Source organism: Vibrio sp. Vf1514 (genome assembly GCF_052076135.1).
GTDB classification, from domain to species: domain Bacteria; phylum Pseudomonadota; class Gammaproteobacteria; order Enterobacterales; family Vibrionaceae; genus Vibrio; species Vibrio furnissii.
In genome coordinates this window covers 1,727,509-1,750,578 of record NZ_CP197267.1, presented here as the reverse complement: position 1 = coordinate 1,750,578, position 23,070 = coordinate 1,727,509, and the positions used below count along the sequence as shown (strand labels likewise).

Below are 23,070 nucleotides of genomic sequence, written 5' to 3'. Positions count from 1 at the left end.
CGATCATCATGCGAAAGGTCAGCGTCGGAGCGTTCACAGGCAAACATAAGTTTACTGGAAGCTTAGTAGATAAATTATCAATATGAGATATTAGTTCAAAAAAGTACCAATGATTAATTCCCTTAGTTATTGACACCTTAGTGAATTTTTGAGTTTAAGCTCTACTTATTGAGTTGCGTGTCAATATCGGTCTCACTAACTTTAAATCATGAGAAATTGTGAACCGGGTGTTGGGTCAGTGGGGCCGGACGCCTCATCGCATGTATAAAGGACATACGCTCATGAGTACTCGAACCCTAACTCCATTTATGTTGGCTAACGTAACCTTAATCATTGATCGTCAGGGTCAGTTTCGGGAGCAAGCGGCTGGTGAACCTTTGAGACCGGGCGATGTCGTCGTGCAAGTGAGCGACGATCCATCACCGACCGTCACCGCAGAATTAGTCAATCCTGGCAATGCCGCGCCGACCAATTTGGATGGTGAAATTGCCCAGATCCTTCAACAAATTGAACTGGGTGTCGACCCGACCCAAAACCCTGATTTGGCAACTGCTGCCGGGGGACAAAATGGGTCGAGTCCTACCGCATCGGGTACGGTAAACCGGACTGGCGATGAAGTGTTGGCGTCTACCAGTTTTGAAACCCAAGGATTAGAAAGCTTGGGTCTGTCATCAACCCAAAGTATTGCGCTGGTTGATCTGGTGAGTGATACCGTTACTGCCGTGATTGATACGCCACCAACATTTGACCCCAATGATCCCGACAATGACGCAGGACCGCGTTATAGCTTCAGTTACGATGAAAATCGCTCGGATAGCGACGTGATCGGGACGGTGCAAGCCACCGATGCAGAGGGGGAAAGCGTGACCTACGCCATTACCACCAATGTGTTTGATTCCGACAATAATGCGCTGTTTGAGATTGATGCAGAGAGTGGTGAAATCAGTCTGACCGCTGCCGGTGTTGCTGCGTTTGCTAATGATTATGAAGAAACGCCTAACGTGCATGACATTATTGTCACCGCGACAGAAGTTGACGGATTAGGTGAGCAGAACACAACCAGTGTCCTTGTGGAACTGAGTGAACGAAATCTGGATGAGTTTGCCCCTGAGTTCGACCCGAACGATCCGGACAATCCAGATGGTCCACGTTACGTCTTTTCGTATGATGAAAACAGTAGCGATGCGGATGTGATTGGGACTGTTTCCGCGACTGACGGCGATGGCGAAGCGGTGACCTATTCGATCAGCACCAACGTGTATAACGACGCCGATGAAGCGCTGTTTGAAATTGATGCCAACAGCGGGGCGATCAGTTTAACGGCCGCTGGCGTGACGGCGTTCTCTAATGATTACGAGACCACGCCGAACATGCATGACCTCGTGGTGACCGCGACGGAAGTGGCGGGGTTGGGCGATCAAAAATCTACTGACATTCCTGTACAGCTCAATGAGCTGAACTTGGATGAGTTTGCGCCGGAGTTTGACCCGAACGATCCGGACAACCCAGATGGTCCCCGTTACGTCTTTTCGTATGATGAAAACAGCAGTGATGCGTATGTGATTGGGACTGTTTCGGCGACCGACGGCGATGGCGAAGCGGTGACCTATTCAATCACCACCAACGTGTATAACGATGCCGATGAAGCGCTGTTTGAAGTTGATGTCAACAGCGGGGCAATCAGTTTAACGGCCGCTGGCGTGACGGCGTTCTCCAATGATTACGAGACCACGCCGAACATGCATGACCTCGTGGTGACCGCGACGGAAGTGGCGGGGTTGGGCGATCAGAAATCCACCGACATTCCCGTGCAGCTCAATGAGCTGAACTTGGATGAGTTTGCGCCAGAGTTCGACCCGAACGATCCGGATAATCCAGATGGCCCACGTTACGTGTTCTCGTATGATGAAAACAGCAGTGATGCGGATGTGATTGGGATCGTTTCGGCAACTGACGGCGATGGTGAAGCGGTGACCTATTCGATCACCACCAACGTGTATAACGATGCTGATGAAGCGCTGTTTGAAATTGATGCCAACAGCGGGGCGATCAGTTTAACGGCCGCTGGCGTGACGGCGTTCTCCAATGATTACGAGACCACGCCGAACATGCATGACCTCGTGGTGACCGCGACGGAAGTGGCAGGGTTGGGCGATCAAAAATCTACCGACATTCCTGTACAGCTCAATGAGCTGAACTTGGATGAGTTTGCGCCAGAGTTCGACCCGAACGATCCGGACAACCCAGATGGCCCACGTTACGTGTTCTCGTATGATGAAAACAGCAGCGATGCGGATGTGATTGGCACCGTTTCCGCGACCGACGGCGATGGCGAAGCGGTGACCTATTCAATCACCACCAACGTGTATAACGATGCCGATGAAGCACTGTTTGAAATTGATGCCAACAGCGGGGCAATCAGTTTAACGGCCGCTGGCGTGACGGCGTTCTCCAATGATTACGAGACCACGCCGAACATGCATGACCTCGTGGTGACCGCGACGGAAGTGGCGGGGCTGGGCGATCAGAAATCCACCGACATTCCTGTACAGCTCAATGAGTTGAACTTGGATGAGTTTGCGCCTGAGTTCGACCCGAACGATCCGGACAACCCAGATGGTCCACGTTATGTGTTCTCGTATGATGAAAACAGCAGCGATGCGGATGTGATTGGCACCGTTTCCGCGACCGACGGCGATGGCGAAGCGGTGACCTATTCGATCACCACCAACGTGTATAACGACGCTGATGAAGCACTGTTTGAAATTGATGCCAACAGCGGGGCGATCAGTTTAACGGCCGCAGGTGTGACGGCGTTCTCCAATGATTACGAGACCACGCCGAACATGCATGACCTCGTGGTGACCGCCACAGAAGTGGCGGGGTTGGGCGATCAAAAATCTACTGACATTCCTGTACAGCTCAACGAACTGAACTTGGATGAGTTTGCGCCGGAGTTTGACCCGAACGATCCGGACAACCCAGATGGTCCACGTTATGTGTTCTCGTATGATGAAAACAGCAGTGATGCGGATGTGATTGGGACTGTTTCCGCGACTGACGGCGATGGCGAAGCGGTGACCTATTCGATCAGCACCAACGTCTATAACGACGCCGATGAAGCACTGTTTGAAATTGATACCAACAGCGGGGCGATCAGTTTAACGGCCGCAGGCGTGACGGCGTTCTCCAATGATTACGAGACTACGCCGAACATGCACGACCTCGTGGTGACGGCCACGGAAGTGGCAGGATTGGGCGAACAAAAATCCACCGACATTCCTGTACAGCTCAATGAGTTGAATCTTGATGATAACGCGCCAATTTTTGATGATGCCTATGTATTTACGTATCAAGAAGACAGTGACGAGACACATGTGATTGGCACCGTGTCAGCAACGGATGCTGACGGTGAAAATGTATCTTACAGCATTAAAACTAATGTTTACGATAGCGAAAATAGAGCGCTGTTTCAGATTAATTCAACGACGGGCGCTATCTATCTGACCTTAGATGGCGTGAACGCTTTTACCAATGACTATGAACTAGAATCCAATATTCACAATCTGGTCGTGACCGCGACTGAAGTGGCTGGGTTGGGTGATGTGAAATCCACCGATGTAGATGTCGTGCTTAAAGAGCTGAACCTGAACGAGCCACCGGTTGCAGAAGACTTCACTGTATTGCTGGGAGAGAGTTCTGAAACAACGATTGTGTTTGATTCTGACGTGGAAGCGGACGACCACATTTCCGACGTCGATGATGACTTTACCGACACGCAATTGAGCATCGTGATTACCTCACTACCAGACAGTGGGACCTTGTTGTATACCGATGAAAACGGCGTGACTCGAGAATTAACGGCTGCAGATGTTTATGTGGCAAATCAAGTCGGCGACCCAGTGCTGTTCAATCCTGACAACATAACTTTCGTTCCAGAAGGCAATGAAGTTGTCATTGGTTCAACAGAAGATGGCGAATTGGTTAAGGTTGATGACGATTATCAATTTGTTCTTGATAACGGCAATGTTATCTATATCTCTGCATACAAAACGATAGGGAATGACGAACAAGTCTCGCAACAAGTGACGTTGATCGACACAGTGCAACAAGGGACCGGGCTGTCGGTGGCATCGGGTAACGGGATCAACACGCAAGATACGTTGCATGTCGATTTGAATGAAAACCCGTTGTATACCATTACGTTTGGTGTAGATGGTTTGAATACCAATCATGCGGCCACGGTAACCTATTATCTCGCCAATGGAGACACCTATACGGAGACCTATCTGGGCGATGGCGAATACACTTATTCGGCGCCGTCAAATAGCCCCGTCGTTGGGTTGGACTTCACCGCTTCGGATAACGACGGTTCATCCGGTTCAAACTATGTGGTGACGCATTTGTCAGGCACAGAAACCGTGGTGGATAGCACCAGCTTCACGTATCAAGCCGTTGACTCGGACGGTGAGTTCAGTAATGAAGCGACAGTGACACTTGAGGCTGACAGTTCGACGCCGTCATACCATGTGTTCTCTGCGCAAGATGGCGAACCTGTGCTGAATGCCACAGCGGGCAATGATGTGCTGATTGGTGATGCGCAAGCCAACGTTTTCACTTGGTTGGATGACGCATTGGATAACAGCATTGATGTGGTGAAAAACTTTGAGTTGGGCACAGACAAACTTGATTTGTCGGCCGTACTGGATGGGGGCACTTTCGAAGATTTACTCGACCAAATTGAAGTGGTGGTCGGTGATGAAGATGTCACCTTACAGGTGTCCTACGATTCGGGACAAACGCAGTCGATTGTGATCGATAATGGGGTCGAAATCTTTGACATCACTGGGGCGTTATCTGACGCTGCTGCGGATACATTACTGAGTCAAATAGTTAAAAACGAAACCGTTTAACGGATGCAAATCATTAAGCCCTTATTCATGAGATAAGGGCTTGCTATTGGTTGGATTTTATAACGTTCTGAATAATAGATAACTGTGATATTTCCTGTTGAGTTAGTTGTTATTTGGTGGAGAAAAATGATTGCGGATGAGACACGTTTTGTGTTAACTTCCGCAGCAATCTCGGACAGTGCTTCCGAGGGATACGCGTAGTGACCATTCAGGCTGATTGGGACATTACGTAGGGTAGGTATCAGTAAGTCCTTTTACTGATAGACGGGATACTCTTGCTGTGGGAACAGCATGTGAATGGGATACCCAACATTGAACTCACTTAACTTACACACATTAATCAGCTTTGTACTTCCTCTATGCCCTGTTCGTCAGGACAGCAGCATAACCGAACCTTGATTCCTGTTTTTTTGTGATTTGTCATCAAGCTGATGACCTGCAGTATTTCCGAATTTGTCTGAGGACTCAGTCGGAACGTTTTGCTATTTGTCATTTCTCAAAAACAACGAACAGCCGAGAAATGAACAGCGGTTTAACCATTCAAGGGGACGAAGATGAGTACAGCCTTTGAAGTCGATAACACTATCGCAACCATGTTTACCAACCAAGTACCAGTTCTAGAAGGTACTTATGACCTTACTCCAGATGAAGTTTTGATTGAACAAGCAGAGCACGAATCTGAAGTACGTTCATACCCACGCCGTATACCTATCGCCATCAAACAAGCGTTTGGCTGTTTGGTTGAAGACACGCGCGGTCAGATCTTCCTAGACTGTCTGGCGGGCGCAGGTACTTTGGCACTGGGTTACAACCACCCAGAAATCAACCAAGCTCTGAAAGATCAACTGGATTCAGGTCTGCCTTACCAAACGCTGGATATTGCAACCAAAGCAAAAACCAACTTTATCAAAGCAGTAAAAGCATTCCTGCCGGAAGAGCTGGGTAATAACTGTGTGATTCAGTTTTGTGGTCCATCCGGCGCTGACGCCGTAGAAGCCGCAATCAAACTGGCAAAACAAACCACCGGCCGCAATACCATGTTTGCGTTCCGCGGTGCATACCACGGTATGACCAACGGTACGATGGGGATGATGGGTAACCTGAATACCAAAGCACGTCGTACTGGCCTGATGTCAGACGTTCACTTTATGCCATTCCCATACAACCTACGTTGTCCGTTTGGCCTAGGTGGTGATGAAGGCGCGAAAGCCAGCATCCGTTACATCGAGCGTCTACTGAACGACGACGAAGCGGGCATCATGAAGCCAGCGGCGATCATCGTTGAACCGGTACAAGGTGAAGGCGGCGTTATTCCTGCGCCAGCATTCTTCCTGCGCGAACTTCGCCGCATCTGTGACGAATACGGCATCCTGCTGATTTTTGATGAAATCCAGTGTGGTGTGGGTAAATCAGGCTACAACTTCGCTTTCGAAGAAGCGGGTATCGTACCGGATGTACTGTGTTTGTCGAAAGCGATCGGCGGCGGTATGCCAATGTCTCTTCTTGTGATCAACAAGCAGCATGACACATGGCGTCCAGGTGAACACACGGGTACATTCCGTGGTAACCAGCTGGCAATGGTCTCGGGTGCCAAAGCACTGGAAATCATTGAGCGCGATAACCTGGTAGAGCAGGCAAACATCAAAGGCCAATACCTACGTATGGGTCTGGAAAAAATTCAAAGCCGCGTGAACTGCATTGCAGAAGTACGTGGTAAAGGTTTGATGCTGGGTCTGGAAATTCAAGATCCAAGTGGCGAACTGAACAAATTTGGTGAGCCAAAATCGGCACCTCAACTGACTCTGGGCATTCAGCGTGCAGCGCTGGAGCGTGGTTTGATGGTTGAAAAAGGTGGCCGCGAAGGTTCTGTGATTCGTTTCCTTCCACCGTTGATCATCTCTTTTGAGCAGATCGACTTTGCCCTGCGCACACTGGAAGAAGCGATTCTTGCCGCTGGTGGCGGTCAGAAAGATCCAGAACAAGCAAACCAAGAGTGGAAAAAACACTTCATTCACACTGGTCACATGGGCAGCCAAGAGTTCTCACAAGTGATGAACCACACCACTGCTGCAATGAAAGCCGTATTTGAAGAAGTGAACGCGCCGTATTCAGGCATCGACCCGAAAGCGCTAGAAGAAGCGATTTACGCGGTTGATCTGGATAACAAAAACGCATCGCTGAAAGACGTGATCTCTGACACTGCGGAACTGGTTGCGAAGCACTCAATCATCGTTCAGCACCCAGACTGCATTGCGCACCTGCACACACCACCCCTGATGCCTTCCGTTGTTGCTGAAGCGATCATCGCATCGCTGAACCAATCGATGGATTCATGGGATCAGTCGTCTGCGGCAACGTTTGTTGAGCAGAAAGTGATTGACTGGATGTGTGAGAAGTACGAACTGGGCGCGCAAGCGGACGGTATCTTCACCAGCGGTGGTACGCAGAGCAACCAAATGGGCCTGATGTTGGCTCGCGACTGGATTGCGAATAAACTGAGCGGTCACTCGATTCAGAAACTGGGTCTGCCAGAGTACGCGGACAAACTGCGTATTGTGTGCTCGAAGAAATCTCACTTCACTGTTCAGAAGTCTGCTTCTTGGATGGGACTTGGTGAGAAAGCCATCTTGGCGGTTGACGCGCTACCAAACGGTACAATGGATGTGACGAAGCTGAACGCTGTTGTTGAACAAGCGAAAGCGGAAGGTCTGATCCCATTTGCGATCGTTGGTACGGCAGGTACAACGGACCACGGTGCAATCGACGACTTGGTAACCATCGCTGATGTTGCAGAGCAGCACGAGATGTGGATGCACGTTGACAGTGCTTACGGCGGCGCGCTGATTCTGAGCAGTCATAAAGCTCGTCTGAGCGGCATCGAACGTGCGCAATCAGTGAGCGTGGACTTCCACAAGCTGTTCTTCCAAACCATCAGCTGTGGCGCATTGCTGCTGAAAGACAAAAGTAACTTCAAGTTCCTGCTGCACCATGCAGATTACTTGAACCGCGAACACGATACACTGCCAAACCTGGTAGACAAGTCGATCGCGACCACAAAACGCTTTGACGCTCTGAAAGTGTTTATGACCATGCAAAACGTGGGTCCTAAACAAATGGGCGCAATGTACGATCACTTGCTTGACCAAACTCAACAAGTGGCCGAATTGGTTCGTCAGCATAAAGCCTTCGAGCTTTTGGCTGAACCATCTTTGTCTACTGTGTTGTTCCGCGCAGTAAACAGCCAAGCGTCTGATATGGATGAATTGAATAAAGTCGTTCGTATGCAGGCATTGGTACGTGGTGTCGCTGTACTTGGCGAAACCATTGTGGATGGCAAAACTGCCTTGAAATTCACAATCTTGAACCCATGCTTGAAGATTTCGGACTTCGAATCTTTACTGGCTAAAATTGAAACTCTAGCGGAAGAGCTAGCGAAATAAAGGTAAACGGATACTATGTCAATTCTACAGATTGGGGCGGGCGGCGTTGGCTGGGTTGTCGCACATAAAGCGGCACAAAACAACGACGTGCTGGGTGATATTACCATTGCTTCTCGTTCAGTTGAGAAGTGTGAGAAGATCATTGAATCAATCAAGGGCAAACAAAACTTGAAAGATTCTACTAAGAAGCTAGAAGCGCGAGCAGTAAATGCTGACGATGTTGACGCACTAGTAACGTTAATCGAAGCGGTCCAGCCTGATCTGGTGATCAACGCTGGCCCGCCTTGGGTTAACGTACCAATCATGGAAGCCTGTTACCGTGCAAAAGTGTCCTATTTGGACACTTCTGTTGCGGTGGATCTATGCTCTGAAGGCCAGCAAGTACCTGAAGCGTACGATCCTCAGTGGGCATTCCGCGAAAAATTCAAACAAGCAGGCATCACCGCAATTTTGGGCGCTGGTTTTGATCCCGGTGTGGTGAGTGTGTTTGCAGCGTATGCCGCAAAACACCTGTTTGATGAGATTGATTCCATCGACGTGATGGACATCAACGCGGGCGACCACGGCAAGAAATTCGCGACGAACTTCGATCCTGAAACCAACATGTTGGAAATTCAGGGCGACTCTTTCTTCTGGGAAGAGGGAGAATGGAAGCGCGTACCATGCCACTCTCGTATGATGGAATTTGATTTTCCTCAATGTGGTCCTTTCAAAGTGTACTCAATGGCACACGATGAAGTTCGCTCACTGAAGGAATTTATTCCTGCAAAACGTATTGAGTTCTGGATGGGCTTCGGTGACCGTTATCTGAACTACTTCAACTGCATGCGTGACATTGGTCTGCTCAGTCCGGATCCGATTGCACTTCAGGATGGCACCGTGGTTCAACCACTGCACGTTCTGAAAGCACTGTTACCGGATCCGACCTCTTTGGCTCCAGGATACAGCGGTTTAACCTGTATCGGTACTTGGGTTCAAGGCAAGAAAAATGGTGAACAGCGTAGCGTATTCATTTACAACAACGCTGATCACGAAGTCGCTTACAAAGATGTTGAGCATCAGGCGATTGCATACACCACGGGTGTGCCAGCAATCACGGCTGCGCTGCAATTCTTCCGTGGCGAATGGGCTGACGCTGGCGTGTTTAACATGGAGCAGCTCAACCCAGACCCGTTCCTCGAAACCATGCCGTCGATCGGCTTGAGCTGGAACGTGCAGGAATTACAACCGAGCCAACCGGTGATCAACATTCTTGATTGATCGAAGCGACTAAAAGGCATAACACCTTTTGGTTCTGAAACAAACAGCCGTCATTCGTGATGGCTGTTTTTTCCATTTTAAAGATTCAGAAACTGTTGCGATTAATGCGCAGCATTTAGGAACCGACACGATGCAAAAAAACGAACTCAAAACCCCATATTTCATGATTGACGAAGGCAAGCTGATTGCGAACCTCGAAATTGCGAAACGCTTGAAAGACATTTCCGGTGTAAAACTGGTACTGGCACTGAAGTGCTTCTCGACTTGGGGTGTTTTTGACATCATCAAACCGTACCTGGACGGTACAACCAGCTCTGGCCCATTTGAAGTCAAACTTGGCCACGACACCTTCGGCGGCGAAACACACGCCTACAGCGTGGGTTACAGCGAAGACGACGTCAAAGAAGTTGCCGACATCTGCGACAAAATGATTTTCAACTCACAGTCTCAACTGAGTGCGTACCGCCACTTGGTGGAAGGCAAAGCGTCATTGGGCCTACGCTTGAACCCGGGCGTTAGCTATGCGGGTCAAGACTTGGCGAACCCAGCGCGTCAGTTTTCGCGTTTGGGCGTACAAGCCGATCACATTGATCCTGCGGTCTTTGAAACCATCAATGGCGTCATGTTCCACATGAACTGTGAGAACAAAGATGTGGATGCGTTTATCAACTTGCTCGATTCTATTTCAGAGCGTTTTGGCGCGTACCTCAACACATTGGATTGGGTGAGCCTCGGCGGCGGTGTCTTCTTCACTTGGCCGGGTTACGATGTGGAGAAACTGGGCCTCGCTCTGAAAGCCTTTGCTGAAAAGCACGGCGTGCAGCTTTACCTAGAACCGGGTGAAGCGGTGATCACCAAAACGACTGACCTGGTTGTGACGGTGGTGGACATCGTTGAAAACGGCATGAAAACCGCCATTGTTGACTCAGCAACCGAAGCGCACCGTTTGGATACGCTGATCTACAAAGAGCCAGCATCAGTATTAGAAGCAAGCGAGAGTGGCGAGCACGAGTACGTGATTGGCTCTTGTTCGTGTTTGGCGGGCGACCAATTCTGCGTTGCGAAGTTTGATGAGCCGCTCAAGGTCGGTCAAAAACTGCATATTCTCGACAGCGCAGGTTACACCATGGTGAAACTGAACTGGTTCAACGGCCTGAAAATGCCATCGGTTTACTGTGAACGCACCAATGGTGACATTCAGAAACTGAACGAATTTGGTTACGACGATTTTAAACGCTCACTCTCGTTGTGGTCAGTTAAATAAAATCGTTCGCTGATGAAAAAATCCACCGCATGCGGTGGATTTTTTGTTTGGGCATCTAAAGCTTAAAGTGCAACAACTTCTCATCGAGCTGGCGTGACAGGTCGGCGAGTTTTTCACTCTCTTCGGCTAAGTAATTGGCGGCTTGTGACATTTCTAATGCGGCGTCGTTAATGCCACTGACGTTGCGATTCATCTCTTCTGCCACTGCGCTTTGTTCTTCTGCTGCGGTCGCAATTTGGGTCGCTTTATCGCTGACGTGCTGAATGTGATTCACAATCAACGACAAATCGCTGCCCGCATTTTCAGCGCGTTCTACACTGCTGTAGGCCAAATCTTGACTGGTTTGCATCGCACTCGCGGTGGTGACCGCCAATTGTTGTAGGCGATTGATGGTGGTTTGAATTTCATCGGTCGAATGGTGAGTGCGGCTTGCCAAATTGCGCACTTCGTCTGCGACGACGGCAAAGCCACGGCCTTGCTCGCCAGCTCGCGCAGCTTCAATTGCCGCGTTTAAGGCCAATAGGTTCGTTTGTTCGGAAATGCCGCTGATGACCGCGGTCACTTCGCTGACCTGCATGACGCCTTCTTTCAGTTTGTTGACCTGTTCGGCAGCAATTTCCAATTCATTAGACAGCGATTTGATGCTGTCGACACTGGAATGCACATCTTTGTCGCCAAGACCCGCTTCGTTACTGGCATCGAGCGTATCACGTGCTGTTTCTTCGGCGTGTCCGGCGACATCGGCCACGGTGGCGCTCATTTCATTCATGGCGGTGGCGAGTTGGCTGAGCTGATCACGTTGGCTGACGACGGCTTGGCTGGTCTCTTCCGCGGATGAGGAAATGCGAATCGCCGCTTCAGCAACTTCATTGGCCGAGTTCACCGACTCCAACAATGCCCCGCGCATGGCGGCCACACTTTCGTTAATGCGTGTGGCGACGATACCAATCTCATCTTTGCCTTGCACGGGAATGGTGGCGGTTAAATCGCCTTGAGCCACTTTTTTCATCGAATCTTTGATCAGCTCCAACGGGCGTACAATGGCGCGGCTGATGACCACGCCGAACGCTGCCATCACGATAATCGCCACGAAGGTCGCAATCGCCATGGTCCAAAACTGGCGTTCTACCGCGTGCTCAATATCATCCAACAACATGCCGGAACCGAGCACCCAGCCCCAAGGCGCAAATCCATGCACCGCGGAGAGTTTGTCGGCCTCTTTACCGGCCGCGGTCTGCCAAGGGTAGGTGAGCACGCCGTGTTGACCGCCTTTCGCCAAATCCACCATGGTGTACCAGAACCCATCTTCACCGCTGCGTTGTTCGCCCATCTGCTGCCCAACCAAGTCTTGGCGTAGTGGATGTACAAGCATTTTTCGCGTTTCATCCAGCACAAACAGATAGTTGTTACCATCGAAACGAATGGCATTGATCAATGCCTTGGCTTGTTTTTGCGCGTCGTCTTTGGGCAGGGATTGTTCTAGAAAACTCACTTGGGACAAGGTGCTATTGATGACCGCGTATAGCCGAGCTTCTCGTTCTGCGATCAAATTGTGTTTGAGGGCGGTGGCTGCAATGAATAGCAGACTGATAAACCCAATGATGCTGACCAACAGAATAATTGCCAGCTTATAGCTGACCTTGATGTTTTTGAGCTTCAACATGATGTTTTCTACCTAGCCAAAGTTGTATGTGCTTTCTCGTGATAGCGTGCTGTTTATTAGAATAATGTTGGAATCGAGATCCCGAATTAAGCGTGGTAGAAAAGTGCGAGAATTCAAACGAATCGGACGAGAGTGTTATCTGGTTCAAGAAAATTAGGTGTCACTGATGAAAAAGGGAGGCCAAAGGCCTCCCGTCGAAACGATACATTCGTGTGTGTTGTTAGGCTTCGAGGATGACTCGGGTGTCTTCACTCAACGCTTCTAGCTCTTTGGCGACATCTTCGATGTCAATTTCTGGTGGTAAGCGAATCGCCATGTTGGCGGTAAATAGGCTGGAGCTGACACCACCACCACCCGCAATAAAGACACGTTGGCAGTCCATGTCTAAAATGCTGATGCCTTGGCCATCCAGCACATGAGTGATGTCGTTGACAATGCCGTAACGGTCATTGGCATCGAGGCGTAATTGGTAAATCGTATCTTCTTTGAGTGGTCGCGTATCGCAGTCGACGATATTCACCATCAAATCAGGGTAGGACTGGAATGCGTGTTTAACAACGTTTGCTTTGGCAAGCGGCATTTCAACCTTAATCACGGCTGCCACTTGATCTTCAATGAAATTTACTTTGCTGATTAACCACTTACCATCGTTCTCATGCGTAATGGCAGCCAGTTGTTTAATCGTGGACGGCGTGGCAGTTCCCACAAAGTTTACAATAAATGTACAAGTCATAATGGCCTCCGAACTTCACTTGGTCACTCTATCTTTGAGTTTAGGTGTTATGCGTCGATAAGGATTGACGAAAGTCAATTTTTTGGACGACAACGATGGGCAACTTTCAATACTTCAATCCTCTGCACAAATTTGACCTTGAGAGACAAAGGGTTATGTCATGTCGGTTACCAGAAATTATGCAATGTTGAGATTGTTGTTAATAATTGTTTAAAAGCTGTGATCGATCTCATGGACAATGAATGGTAGTTACCAGTAACATTCGCGATGCAAGTTACCGGTAACATAAAAATATAAACCGGTTTGTTACGTGAAACTCTTAAGGACGATTCAATGAAAACAATGACAAGAACACTGATCGCTGCGGCGGTCACGGGTTTGGTATCCATGTCTGCCATGGCGGCAGATTTCAAACTCAAGATTCAGTCTTCTGATCCCTCTGGTGACCGCAACTTCCAAATTCAGCAAAGCTGGGTGGATCGCGTCGAGAAAATGTCAGGTGGCCGCATCGACATTGACTTGCTGCCTGTTGGCGCGGTGGTGAAACACACTGAAACCCTGAGCGCGATTAAGATGGGGATTCTGGACGGTCATGTCACTGCGACGGAGTTTTTCTCGGGTCAAGATCCTGCATTTGGCCTGTTGGGTAACATGGTTGGTGCATGGTCTGACACCACTCAATTACTTCAATACATGAACTACGGCGGTGGGAACGAACTTTTAACCGAACTTTACAAACCATACGGCGTACATTTTGTTGGCGCTTCAACCACTGGCGTTGAATCTTTGGTATCGAAAAAACCGCTGGATGGGGTCGCGGATCTGAAAGGTCTGAAACTACGTGCGCCAGAAGGTTTGGTTCAACAAGTCTTTGCTGCTGCGGGAGCTACGCCTGTGAACTTGCCGGGTTCTGAAGTGTTTACGGGGCTAAGCAAAGGGGTGATTGACGCTGCCGACTACACCGTTTTCTCCACCAACCAAAAAGCGGGCATGAACGACGTCGCGGTGCATCCAGTTCAACCAGGGTTCCACTCGCTGCCGCTGATCGATATCTCTATCAGCCAGAAAAAATGGGACAAGATGCCTGCGGATCTGCAGCAGATTCTCGAAACCTCGGTTCGTGATTTCTCATACGACATCACCACGCAATTGAAGATTGCGGACCAAGCGGCGGTGAAAGAAGCCAGCGCGAATCCGAAAATTACCATTCACAACTGGTCTGATGAAGAGCGCAAGAAATTCCGTGAAATTGCACGCAGCCAATGGAAAGTGTTTGCTGAACGCTCACCCAATGCGCAAAAAGTGTATGACTCAGTGACCACCTTCCTAGAACAAAACGATCTACTGTAATCACGGTTATTCCTTTCTTTCCGAGAGGGCGTTTTGCCCTCTCATTTTAAACAAGAGTTCGTTATGAGCGAGAATAAGCTTCCTGCTGCGTCTATCTATGACGGGCAGCCGAAAAATGCGCTGGATCGCTGGATTCTGCGTCTGGGCAACGCGCTAAGCTTGCTGTTTCTGTTTACGGTTGCGATTTCCTTTTACGAAGTGGTGATGCGTTATGTGTTCAATGCGCCGACCACTTGGGTTCATGAAACGGCCGCGTTTGTCGGCGGCACACTGTTTGTGTTTGGTGGCGTTTATGCCATGGCGGCCGACAAACACGTGCGTGTGGTGTTGATTTACGATCACGTTTCGCAGCGCATCAAACATTACCTCAACATCGTCCATCACATAGTTGGCCTCGCGTTTGCGGGCATGATGGCTTATGCCTCTTACGTGACGGTGGAAGCCGCATGGTTCGCCCCTTGGGGGGAGTTTCGTTTGGAAACCTCGGGGTCTGCATTTAACCCGCCTTATCCGGCGCTGCTGAAAGCGGTTATTTTCATCACTTTAGTGATTCTGGTCGTGCAGTTCGTGCTGCATCTGATTCAAGAGATTCAAGCCCTGAGGAATAAACACGATGTTTGATCTGTCTTCGATAGGTATTGAGTGGGGCAGCGTATTGATGCTGGCGATGATGATCGGCCTGCTGCTCACGGGGATGCAACTGGCGTTCGTGACCGGTTTTGTCGCGATTTTCTTCACGCTAGGTTGGTTTGGGGTGGACGCGATTCCTCTGGTGACCAGCCGCATGTACAGCTTTGCGTCGGATTATATCTTCCTCGCGATTCCGATGTTTGTGTTGATGGCGGCAATGCTCGATCACTCGGGTATTGCTCGTGATTTGTTCGATGCGATGAAATCAGTTGGCCGTAGAGTGCGCGGCGGCGTTGCGGTACAAACGCTGTTGGTGGCGGTGCTGCTTGCATCGATGTCGGGCGTGATCGGTGGCGAAACCGTGCTGCTGGGTATTCTGGCGTTGCCACAAATGCTGCGCTTGGGCTACGACCGTAAACTGGCGATTGGTACCACGTGTGCCGGTGGTGCGTTGGGCACCATGCTGCCGCCAAGCATTGTCCTCATTATCTACGGTATGACGGCGAGCGTGTCGATTGGCGATCTGTTTAAAGCTGCGTTTATTCCGGCCTTTATTTTGGCGGCGTGTTACATCGCGTATGTTCTGATTCGTTGTTATATGAATCCGGCGCTGGCACCAAGTTTTGAAGACGAGTTGGAAGATGAGACCCAACGACCGAATTACTTCAAAGCGTTGTTCTTCCCCTTACTTTCGGTGGCGGTAGTGCTGGGCAGTATCTATACCGGTGTGGCCTCGGTGACCGAAGCCTCAGCACTGGGCGTGGTGGGGATCATGATCAGCGCCATCATCCGCCGTGAAATGAGCTGGAATATGCTCAAAGAGAGTGCCGTCGCGACCATGCGGACTTGTGGGATGATCATCTGGATTGGCATTGGTGCGAGCGCGTTGGTTGGGGTTTATAACCTGATGGGCGGTATCGATTTCGTTGAAGAAACCATTTTGGCCCTGTCTGGCGGGAGCGCCATGGCCACACTGCTTATCATGATGGTGATTTTGTTGGTGCTGGGGATGTTCCTCGACTGGGTTGGGGTTGCGTTGTTGACCATGCCAATCTTTGTTCCAATTATCAGTAACTTGGGCTTTGACCCGATTTGGTTTGGTGTGGTGTTCTGTTTGAACATGCAGGTGTCATTCTTGTCACCGCCATTCGGCCCTGCGGCGTTTTACCTCAAGTCTGTGGCACCGAAAGACATCAGCTTGGGCCTGATTTTCACCTCGCTGATCCCATTTATTTTCATGCAGATTTTCGTCCTGGCGCTGGTCATTGCGTTCCCGCAATTGGCGATGTGGTGGCAATAAACCAACCGATAACGAGTTTAGAGTGGCTCCATGATGTGGAGCCTTAGGGAAGATGTGTCCTATGAAACCGAAAAAAATATTAGTGATGGGGGTTTCTGGCTGCGGAAAGAGCTCGATTGGCAGCAAAATTGCCGATGCGCTGGGCCTGAAATTCTTTGATGGGGATGATTACCATCCACAAGATAATGTCGACAAAATGCGTCAGGGTATTCCACTGACCGACGATGACCGCTTGGGTTGGCTGCAAACGCTCAATCGTTTGTTCATCGAACAAGCGGGGGCAGTGATTGCCTGCTCCGCGTTGAAACCGGCGTACCGCGACATCTTGCGCGCCAACAACGACGACTTGGTGATTGTGTATTTGCAGGGCGATTACGAGACCATTTGGTCGCGTTTGCAGCAGCGTTCGGATCATTACTTCCAAGGGGAAGCGATGCTGAAAAGTCAGTTCGACACGCTGGTCGAGCCCGACGCCAATGAAGCCATTTTTGTCGATATCTCTCAATCATTGGATGGGGTGTTAGCGCAAGCGCTGCAAGCTTTGGAGGCGCAATCATGAGTTGTCAGATTGCGATGATTGGGCTGGGTGTGATGGGCAAAAGCTTGGCACTGAATTTGGTGGATCACGGTTTCTCGGTCGCGGGATATGATCTCAACCAAGCCAACCGACTGCGAACCTTACAAGAAGCCGCCTCGTTGAGCACCATTGCGGGTAAAGGCACGTTTGCCGCCGCTGATGATTTGACTCATCTGCTGCGCTTGCTGAACACGCCGCGCGTGATTGCGTTGTCGGTTCCCGCCGGCGATGTGGTGGATGAGGTGATTGCACAATTGCTCGACGCGGGTTTGTCACCGCAAGATATTGTTATCGATACTGGTAACAGCTTGTGGACCGACTCCGAGCGTCGCGAAAAAGAATACACGGGCCGTTTACGTTTCTTCAGCACTGCCGTCTCTGGGGGAGAACAAGGTGCGCGTCACGGCCCGTCTCTCATGGCCAGTGGGGATCCGGAAGCCTGGACATTCGTGCAACCGCTGTGGCAAGCGATTGCTGCAAAAGTGGATGTGTCGGGTCAGCCGATTGATTCCCATCAACAAGGTGAATCGTGTGCGGCGTATCTTGGCCCTGCGGGTGCGGGCCATTACGTGAAAATGGTGCACAACGGCATTGAATACGCGGATATGCAGCTGATTTGCGAAGCCTATCAATACTTGCGTGATGTGATGACGCTCTCCGCGCCCGAGATTGGTCAGGTGTTCGAGCGTTGGAACCAAGGCGTGCTTAATAGTTATTTGATGGAAATCAGCGCCGATATTTTGCAGCAGCACGACCCTGAAACCGGCGCGGCGTTGGTGGAGATAATCCTCGACACCGCGGAACAAAAAGGAACCGGATTGTGGACGGCGGTCAACAGCCTGCAAAGTGGCAGTCCGGCCCCGAGTTTGGCGCAGGCGGTATTTGCGCGCTCACTCAGCGCAAACAAGGCGCGTCGCGTGACGGCCAGTATACAGTTGCCCGCGCAGACGTTGATTGCAGAGCCATGCTTGGATTCGACATTGCGCGATTTGGAATCGGCTTTGTATTGCGCCAAGTTGGTGGTGTATGCGCAGGGCTTTGACCTGATGAAAACCACGTCGGATTCCGAAGATTGGCAACTGAATTTCACTGACATCGCTCGCATTTGGCGTTCGGGCTGCATTATCCGTGCGGGCTTCTTACACCAAATTGCGCAGGCGTATCAGCATCAGCCGCTGTTGGATCATCTGCTGCTCGCGCCTGAATTTGTGTCGGAACTCTCGAAACGACTGTTAGGTTGGCGGCACATTGCTGCGCAATCGATGCAAAGTGGTGTGCCGATGCCATGCCTGACGTCGGCGCTGAGTTACTACGATGCGCTACGTTGCGAAGTGTTGCCTGCCAATCTGCTCCAAGCACAGCGTGATTATTTCGGCGCGCATACCTACGCACGATTGGATCATCCAGCGGATAAGAAATTCCATGTATTATGGGAAAAATCACAGCGTCAGCAGGTTGCGCGTTAAGTCGTCAAGAGGTGACGAAGCGACAATGTGACAGGAAGGCCGTGACGGAAGATCGCGATAAAAAGTAAAAAGTAAAAAGTAAAAAACAAAAAGCGCCGAAGGGCGCTTTTTTACGTTCAATCGTGGAATTGTTGAAGCAATAAATCGAGTCGTGGCAGGCGGGTCAGAATGTCACTTTAAAGGTTGCTCCCACAAACTGGGTGTCGTACGTGGCGCCGGAGTCGAGCGCAAATTTCGCCGCGTCTTGATTGCCAAACCACGGGTGACTTTCAAATTGAAATTCGGCAGAACCGCCCCAAGCATTGCTCACCCAGCCATGAATGTGGCCCACGGGGTTTAAGAAAAACAGCGTGAAGCTCCCCATGCGTTCAGAGCCCCAAACTTCACCCCCGTTATCGACAATGTTCTGTTCGGCTTCAAACATCATTTCGCCCACCACCGCCCCGAAAAATGGTGTAATAAACAGATCTTGCCAGGAGGGGACTTCGGCAAAGGCTTCTACGCCGTATTCCCAAAACAGGCCAGACATCGCGGCGGAGTAAAGGAAAGATTCAAACTCGTTAAACCCAGCATGACGTGCCGCCGTGTAGTAAACACCGCCAAAATATGGGTGCATGACGTAGTTGAGGTAATGTTCGTCGCGATCCCACGTTGGGCCGGAAGAGACGTTGTCTTTCCATTTCTTACCCAGACCACTGAGGTTGCGGTCTTCTTCATCCCATTGCGTTACCGACTCGGGCAATAAGGTCATCAAGCCCACTGTCGCAATACTTAAACCCAAAATGGTGTACGTTTGATCTTTCAGGTAATCCCAGTCTTTGGTGTCAGAAATGGTCAAGTAACGCGGTAAGGCGGGTTCATCCAAATGAAGTTCTGGCTCGCCAGCAAGATTCACCGCAAGGGGAGAACGCGCACGGTATGCCAACGGAGAGGCATCACTGCAATTGATGCTCTGACAGTTTGCTGAGTAAGAGAGTTCGATGTGAGGGCTTATCCCGTATGGCGCAGCACTGGCGCAAGCGGGGAGCGATAACATCAGCGCAGTGATGCTTTTAATTGACACAGTAGCTCCAAGACGTTGTTTTATAATGATCAGAATCACAATTATCTAGTAAAGTCCTAAGGATGAAAATAAGCAAATCGCTTATTGACATAAAACTGATGGAGATAGCAGGCCAATCAACGATATAGTGGCTTGATAATAGCCTCAAAGAAGGCCCGGAGATAAGGTCATAGTTATGCTGAAAATCGCAATGCTCAGTACTGGTGAGGAAGTACTACACGGTGATATTACCGATACCAACGCCGCTTGGTTAGCGCGAGAATTTTTCGAACATGGATTCTCGTTGACGAAACGCTCTACCGTGGGTGATGAACAATCAGCGCTGGTTGAAGAGCTGATGATGTTAAGTTTTAACAGCGATGTGGTGGTCGTCAATGGCGGTTTGGGGCCAACAACGGACGATTTGAGTGCTGCAGCGGCGGCTCAGGCAGCCGAGCAGCCATTGGTGCTGTTTCCCGAATGGCTGAAAGTGCTGGAGGCATTCTTTGCTCAGCGCAAGATGAATATGCCAGAAAGCAACATCAAACAAGCGATGTTGCCCGAACAGGCGACGATTTTGGATAACCCGATCGGCACCGCGTGCGGTTTCAAAATGCAGATCAATGAGTGTTGGTTCTATTTCACACCGGGCGTACCCAAAGAGTTCAAACGCATGGTCACGGAACAGATTCTGCCCGATTTGCATGCGCTGTTTCCCAATCAGGCTGGATTAGAATGTAGCCGCTTATACACGTTTGGGACCTCTGAATCGGGTATTTCGGACAAGTTGGATAAGTTGCAGTTGCCGAAAGGGTACGTGTTGGGCTATCGCTCATATTTGCCATTCATTGAAGTGAAGTTGTTTGGCCCGCGCAAGGATTTAGAGACACGGGTGAAACTGCTACAACTGATTTATTCTCACCTTGAGCAACATGTGGTCAGCGTTGATGAGCCAATGTTAGCTCATATTGGGCATTTGATGGCCGAGAAAGGGTTGTCGCTGTCGATTGCCGAGCAAGCGACCAAAGGTTGGCTGTCCAATTGGTTGTTGAGCAATGAACAGATCGAACGCCTGAGTGGGCACAGCTGGATTTTGAGCCATCGCACCGATGCGGGGCTGGGAGAGAAAGATCCTCTCGCGGCCGTGTTTGCGTTAGCGGGGGCGACCAAAGATAAATGCAGTACTGATTTGGCGATTGTCACCGGTGCGTTGAGTGATGAGACCTTCAGCGTGGCGTTATCTGCGCCACAAGGCGAGTGGGGGCAACTGCTCAAATTTAACCGTGCGTATAGCGCGCAAGAGCAAAAAGAGCTAATTGGTACCGTGGCTGCGGATATGCTACGTCGTTACCTTGCTGGGAAACCGGTGCTGGCCAAATACGGCTCGGTCTCTACGGTGAAAGAGCTCTATTTGCCCGCCAATGTATTGAACGGTTAATCGGCGTTGTTATCGCTGAATTGCATATAAATAAAAACTGCATACGGTAAAAGGTAATAAGCAAATGATTTCGTTGCTTATTACCAAACCTCTTTTCTGCCTTCTTTTCTATTCGTAAATTGTCTAAATGATAAGCGCCTGATTTCTGAAGTGGTCCCGATTTTGTCTTAAAAATGAGCCGACTTTAGGACTTTTTTATTTGTACACTGAAATCTCGTTTGAACCATTACGTCGGCAGGAGGCTGGTATGTTCCATCAATCAAGAATTTTGGTTTGGTATGAGGTGGCAAGTCAAAAAGTGGTTTTGGGAGAAGCACTTGGCAGCGTTCATCGTGACGTGGTGTCGTTGTGGCTGCATGCCCCTGTAGACAATAACAACATCAGTTATCCGGGATACCGCTTGGCGTTGTATGATGATGATGGCCGCGAGATCGCCAATAAGTCCGTCTCCATGGGGACGGCAGACCAAATCTTATTTGGCGGCGTCGCCGAATGAATTAACTGTGTTGACCCTGCGTGCAAAACAGAAAAGCCAGAGCAATGCTCTGGCTTTTGACGTCATGGCTGATCAAGCGCGTTTGGCTTTCACTCGGTAGTTGACGTTCGTCAGCTCCAGTGCCGTTTTGGCTTTACAGATACACGGTAATATTTCATCACGTTGTGTAAATGCCATGGCAAAACCAACATATTCGACTTCGCCAGAGGCGAGGGTACAACGGCACGCGCCACAATGGCCATCTCGGCAGTTGTACTCAGGTTCTAATCCGGCCTGCTCCATGGTTTCCAGTAGCGTATTGGACGGGTTCGACTCAATGTTGACGACTTTGTTGATTTTGATCGTTGCCATTACAGTTCGAAACCTTCGAAGTCGTCTGCACGAACTTCGTTGTCGATTTGGCCGACAAGGTATGAACTGATTTCCGCTTCTTGTGGCGCAACCTGTACGTTGTCTGACGACAACCAAGCATTGATCCATGGAATTGGGTTCGTCGTTGCGCTTGGGTACGCAGCATCAAGACCGACCGCTTGCATGCGGATATTGGTGATGTATTCCACGTACTGGCACAGAATGTCTTTGTTCAGGCCGATCATTGAGCCATCCTTGAACAGGTATTCTGCCCACTCTTTTTCCTGCTCAGCAGCTTGCTTAAACAGGTCAAAACACTCTTGCTTGCACTCTTCAGCGATTTGCAGGAACTCAAAATCATCCATGCCGTTGCGCAGCAGGTTGATCATGTGCTGGGTACCGGTCAGGTGCAGCGCTTCATCACGTGCAATCAGTTTGATGATTTTCGCGTTACCTTCCATCAGCTCACGTTCTGCGAACGCAAATGAACACGCAAAGCTCACGTAGAAACGGATCGCTTCCAGTGCGTTCACGGACATCAAGCAAAGGTACAGTTTCTTTTTCAGGCCTTTCAGGCTGACATGAACAGTTTCACCATTCAGTTCGTGTGTGCCTTCACCGAAGCGATGGTAATCGTTCGTCATCTGAATCAGGTCATCATAGAAGTGAGCGATATCTTTCGCGCGCTTAATGATGTGTTCGTTTTCAACGATGTCGTCAAACACGATCGCTGGGTCATTCACGATGTTACGAATGATGTGTGTGTACGAACGTGAGTGAATCGTTTCAGAGAACGACCATGTTTCAATCCAAGTTTCGACTTCTGGTAGAGACACCAATGGCAGCAGCGCCACGTTCGGGCTACGGCCTTGGATTGAATCCAGCAGCGTTTGGTATTTTAGGTTTGAGATGAAAATGTGCTTTTCATGCTCGGGTAGTTTCGCGTAATCGATGCGGTCGCTGGACACGTCCACTTCTTCCGGACGCCAGAAGAACGACAGCTGTTTTTCGATCAGCTTTTCGAAAATTTCGTATTTTTGTTGGTCATAACGTGCCACGTTGACGGGCTGACCAAGAAACATCGGTTCTTTAAGTTGGTTATTCTTTTTCTGAGTAAAAGTACTGTAAGCCATTGTGCCTTCATCCG

Annotated in this window: 16 protein-coding genes; 11 read left to right on the top strand and 5 right to left on the bottom strand. The window is 49.9% G+C overall.

The window, feature by feature from the left end:
- The first annotated feature begins 281 nt into the window (after positions 1–281).
- The 4 genes from ACS18Q_RS08075 to nspC all read left to right on the top strand — a co-directional run bounded on the left by ACS18Q_RS08075 (position 282) and on the right by nspC (position 10,877).
- Positions 282–4,913, top strand: a complete 4,632-nt coding sequence (locus tag ACS18Q_RS08075; protein ID WP_441256895.1) for a cadherin repeat domain-containing protein — start codon at positions 282–284, stop codon at positions 4,911–4,913.
- Positions 4,914–5,467: 554 nt separating this feature from the next.
- Positions 5,468–8,353, top strand: a complete 2,886-nt coding sequence (locus tag ACS18Q_RS08070; protein WP_158140718.1) for a pyridoxal phosphate-dependent class III aminotransferase — start codon at positions 5,468–5,470, stop codon at positions 8,351–8,353.
- 15 nt (positions 8,354–8,368) lie between these two features.
- Positions 8,369–9,613, top strand: a complete 1,245-nt coding sequence (locus ACS18Q_RS08065) for a carboxynorspermidine synthase (protein ID WP_004725628.1) — start codon at positions 8,369–8,371, stop codon at positions 9,611–9,613.
- A gap of 130 nt (positions 9,614–9,743) precedes the next feature.
- Positions 9,744–10,877 (top strand): carboxynorspermidine decarboxylase, encoded by a 1,134-nt coding sequence (gene nspC / locus ACS18Q_RS08060; protein WP_038151416.1) that lies wholly within the window; start codon positions 9,744–9,746, stop codon positions 10,875–10,877.
- A gap of 55 nt (positions 10,878–10,932) precedes the next feature.
- On the opposite strand, the gene ACS18Q_RS08055 is transcribed toward nspC, so the two are convergent.
- Both ACS18Q_RS08055 and ACS18Q_RS08050 read right to left on the bottom strand, forming a co-directional pair.
- Positions 10,933–12,540, bottom strand: a complete 1,608-nt coding sequence (locus ACS18Q_RS08055; RefSeq protein ID WP_441256894.1) for a methyl-accepting chemotaxis protein — start codon at positions 12,538–12,540, stop codon at positions 10,933–10,935.
- Positions 12,541–12,760: 220 nt separating this feature from the next.
- Positions 12,761–13,273: a glycine cleavage system protein R gene (locus ACS18Q_RS08050; RefSeq protein ID WP_004725634.1), complete on the bottom strand. Its 513-nt coding sequence runs from the start codon at positions 13,271–13,273 to the stop codon at positions 12,761–12,763.
- Positions 13,274–13,606: 333 nt separating this feature from the next.
- Here ACS18Q_RS08050 and ACS18Q_RS08045 point away from each other — a divergent pair, with 333 nt between their 5' ends.
- The 5 genes from ACS18Q_RS08045 (at position 13,607) to gndA (ending at position 18,596) form a co-directional block, all read left to right on the top strand.
- On the top strand, positions 13,607–14,623 hold the full coding sequence (locus ACS18Q_RS08045; RefSeq protein ID WP_004725636.1) for a TRAP transporter substrate-binding protein: 1,017 nt from the start codon (positions 13,607–13,609) through the stop codon (positions 14,621–14,623).
- 63 nt (positions 14,624–14,686) lie between these two features.
- On the top strand, positions 14,687–15,244 hold the full coding sequence (locus ACS18Q_RS08040) for a TRAP transporter small permease subunit (RefSeq protein WP_441256893.1): 558 nt from the start codon (positions 14,687–14,689) through the stop codon (positions 15,242–15,244).
- A complete protein-coding gene (locus ACS18Q_RS08035) occupies positions 15,237–16,553 on the top strand; it encodes a TRAP transporter large permease (RefSeq protein ID WP_014204981.1) in 1,317 nt (438 codons plus the stop codon). The genes ACS18Q_RS08040 and ACS18Q_RS08035 overlap by 8 nt, the downstream gene beginning before the upstream one ends.
- Before the next feature lie 61 nt (positions 16,554–16,614).
- A complete protein-coding gene (locus tag ACS18Q_RS08030; protein ID WP_154181225.1) occupies positions 16,615–17,112 on the top strand; it encodes a gluconokinase in 498 nt (165 codons plus the stop codon).
- On the top strand, positions 17,109–18,596 hold the full coding sequence (gndA, locus tag ACS18Q_RS08025) for an NADP-dependent phosphogluconate dehydrogenase (protein ID WP_441256892.1): 1,488 nt from the start codon (positions 17,109–17,111) through the stop codon (positions 18,594–18,596). Before ACS18Q_RS08030 ends, gndA begins: the two co-directional genes overlap by 4 nt.
- A 163-nt stretch (positions 18,597–18,759) precedes the next feature.
- Here the strand turns inward: gndA and ACS18Q_RS08020 are convergent, their stop codons facing one another.
- Entirely contained in the window at positions 18,760–19,698 is a 939-nt protein-coding gene (locus ACS18Q_RS08020; RefSeq protein ID WP_370447161.1) for a DUF3943 domain-containing protein, read from the bottom strand.
- A 136-nt stretch (positions 19,699–19,834) separates the two neighbouring features.
- Between ACS18Q_RS08020 and ACS18Q_RS08015 the strand changes: the two genes are divergently transcribed.
- On the top strand, positions 19,835–21,076 hold the full coding sequence (locus ACS18Q_RS08015) for a CinA family nicotinamide mononucleotide deamidase-related protein (RefSeq protein ID WP_441256891.1): 1,242 nt from the start codon (positions 19,835–19,837) through the stop codon (positions 21,074–21,076).
- Between the two features lie 247 nt (positions 21,077–21,323).
- Positions 21,324–21,572, top strand: a complete 249-nt coding sequence (locus tag ACS18Q_RS08010) for a hypothetical protein (RefSeq protein ID WP_004725650.1) — start codon at positions 21,324–21,326, stop codon at positions 21,570–21,572.
- Between the two features lie 72 nt (positions 21,573–21,644).
- On the opposite strand, the gene yfaE is transcribed toward ACS18Q_RS08010, so the two are convergent.
- Both yfaE and nrdB read right to left on the bottom strand, forming a co-directional pair.
- On the bottom strand, positions 21,645–21,923 hold the full coding sequence (yfaE, locus tag ACS18Q_RS08005) for a class I ribonucleotide reductase maintenance protein YfaE (protein ID WP_004725654.1): 279 nt from the start codon (positions 21,921–21,923) through the stop codon (positions 21,645–21,647).
- Positions 21,923–23,056, bottom strand: a complete 1,134-nt coding sequence (nrdB, locus tag ACS18Q_RS08000; RefSeq protein WP_004725656.1) for a class Ia ribonucleoside-diphosphate reductase subunit beta — start codon at positions 23,054–23,056, stop codon at positions 21,923–21,925. The genes yfaE and nrdB overlap by 1 nt, the downstream gene beginning before the upstream one ends.
- Positions 23,057–23,070: the final 14 nt, after the last annotated feature.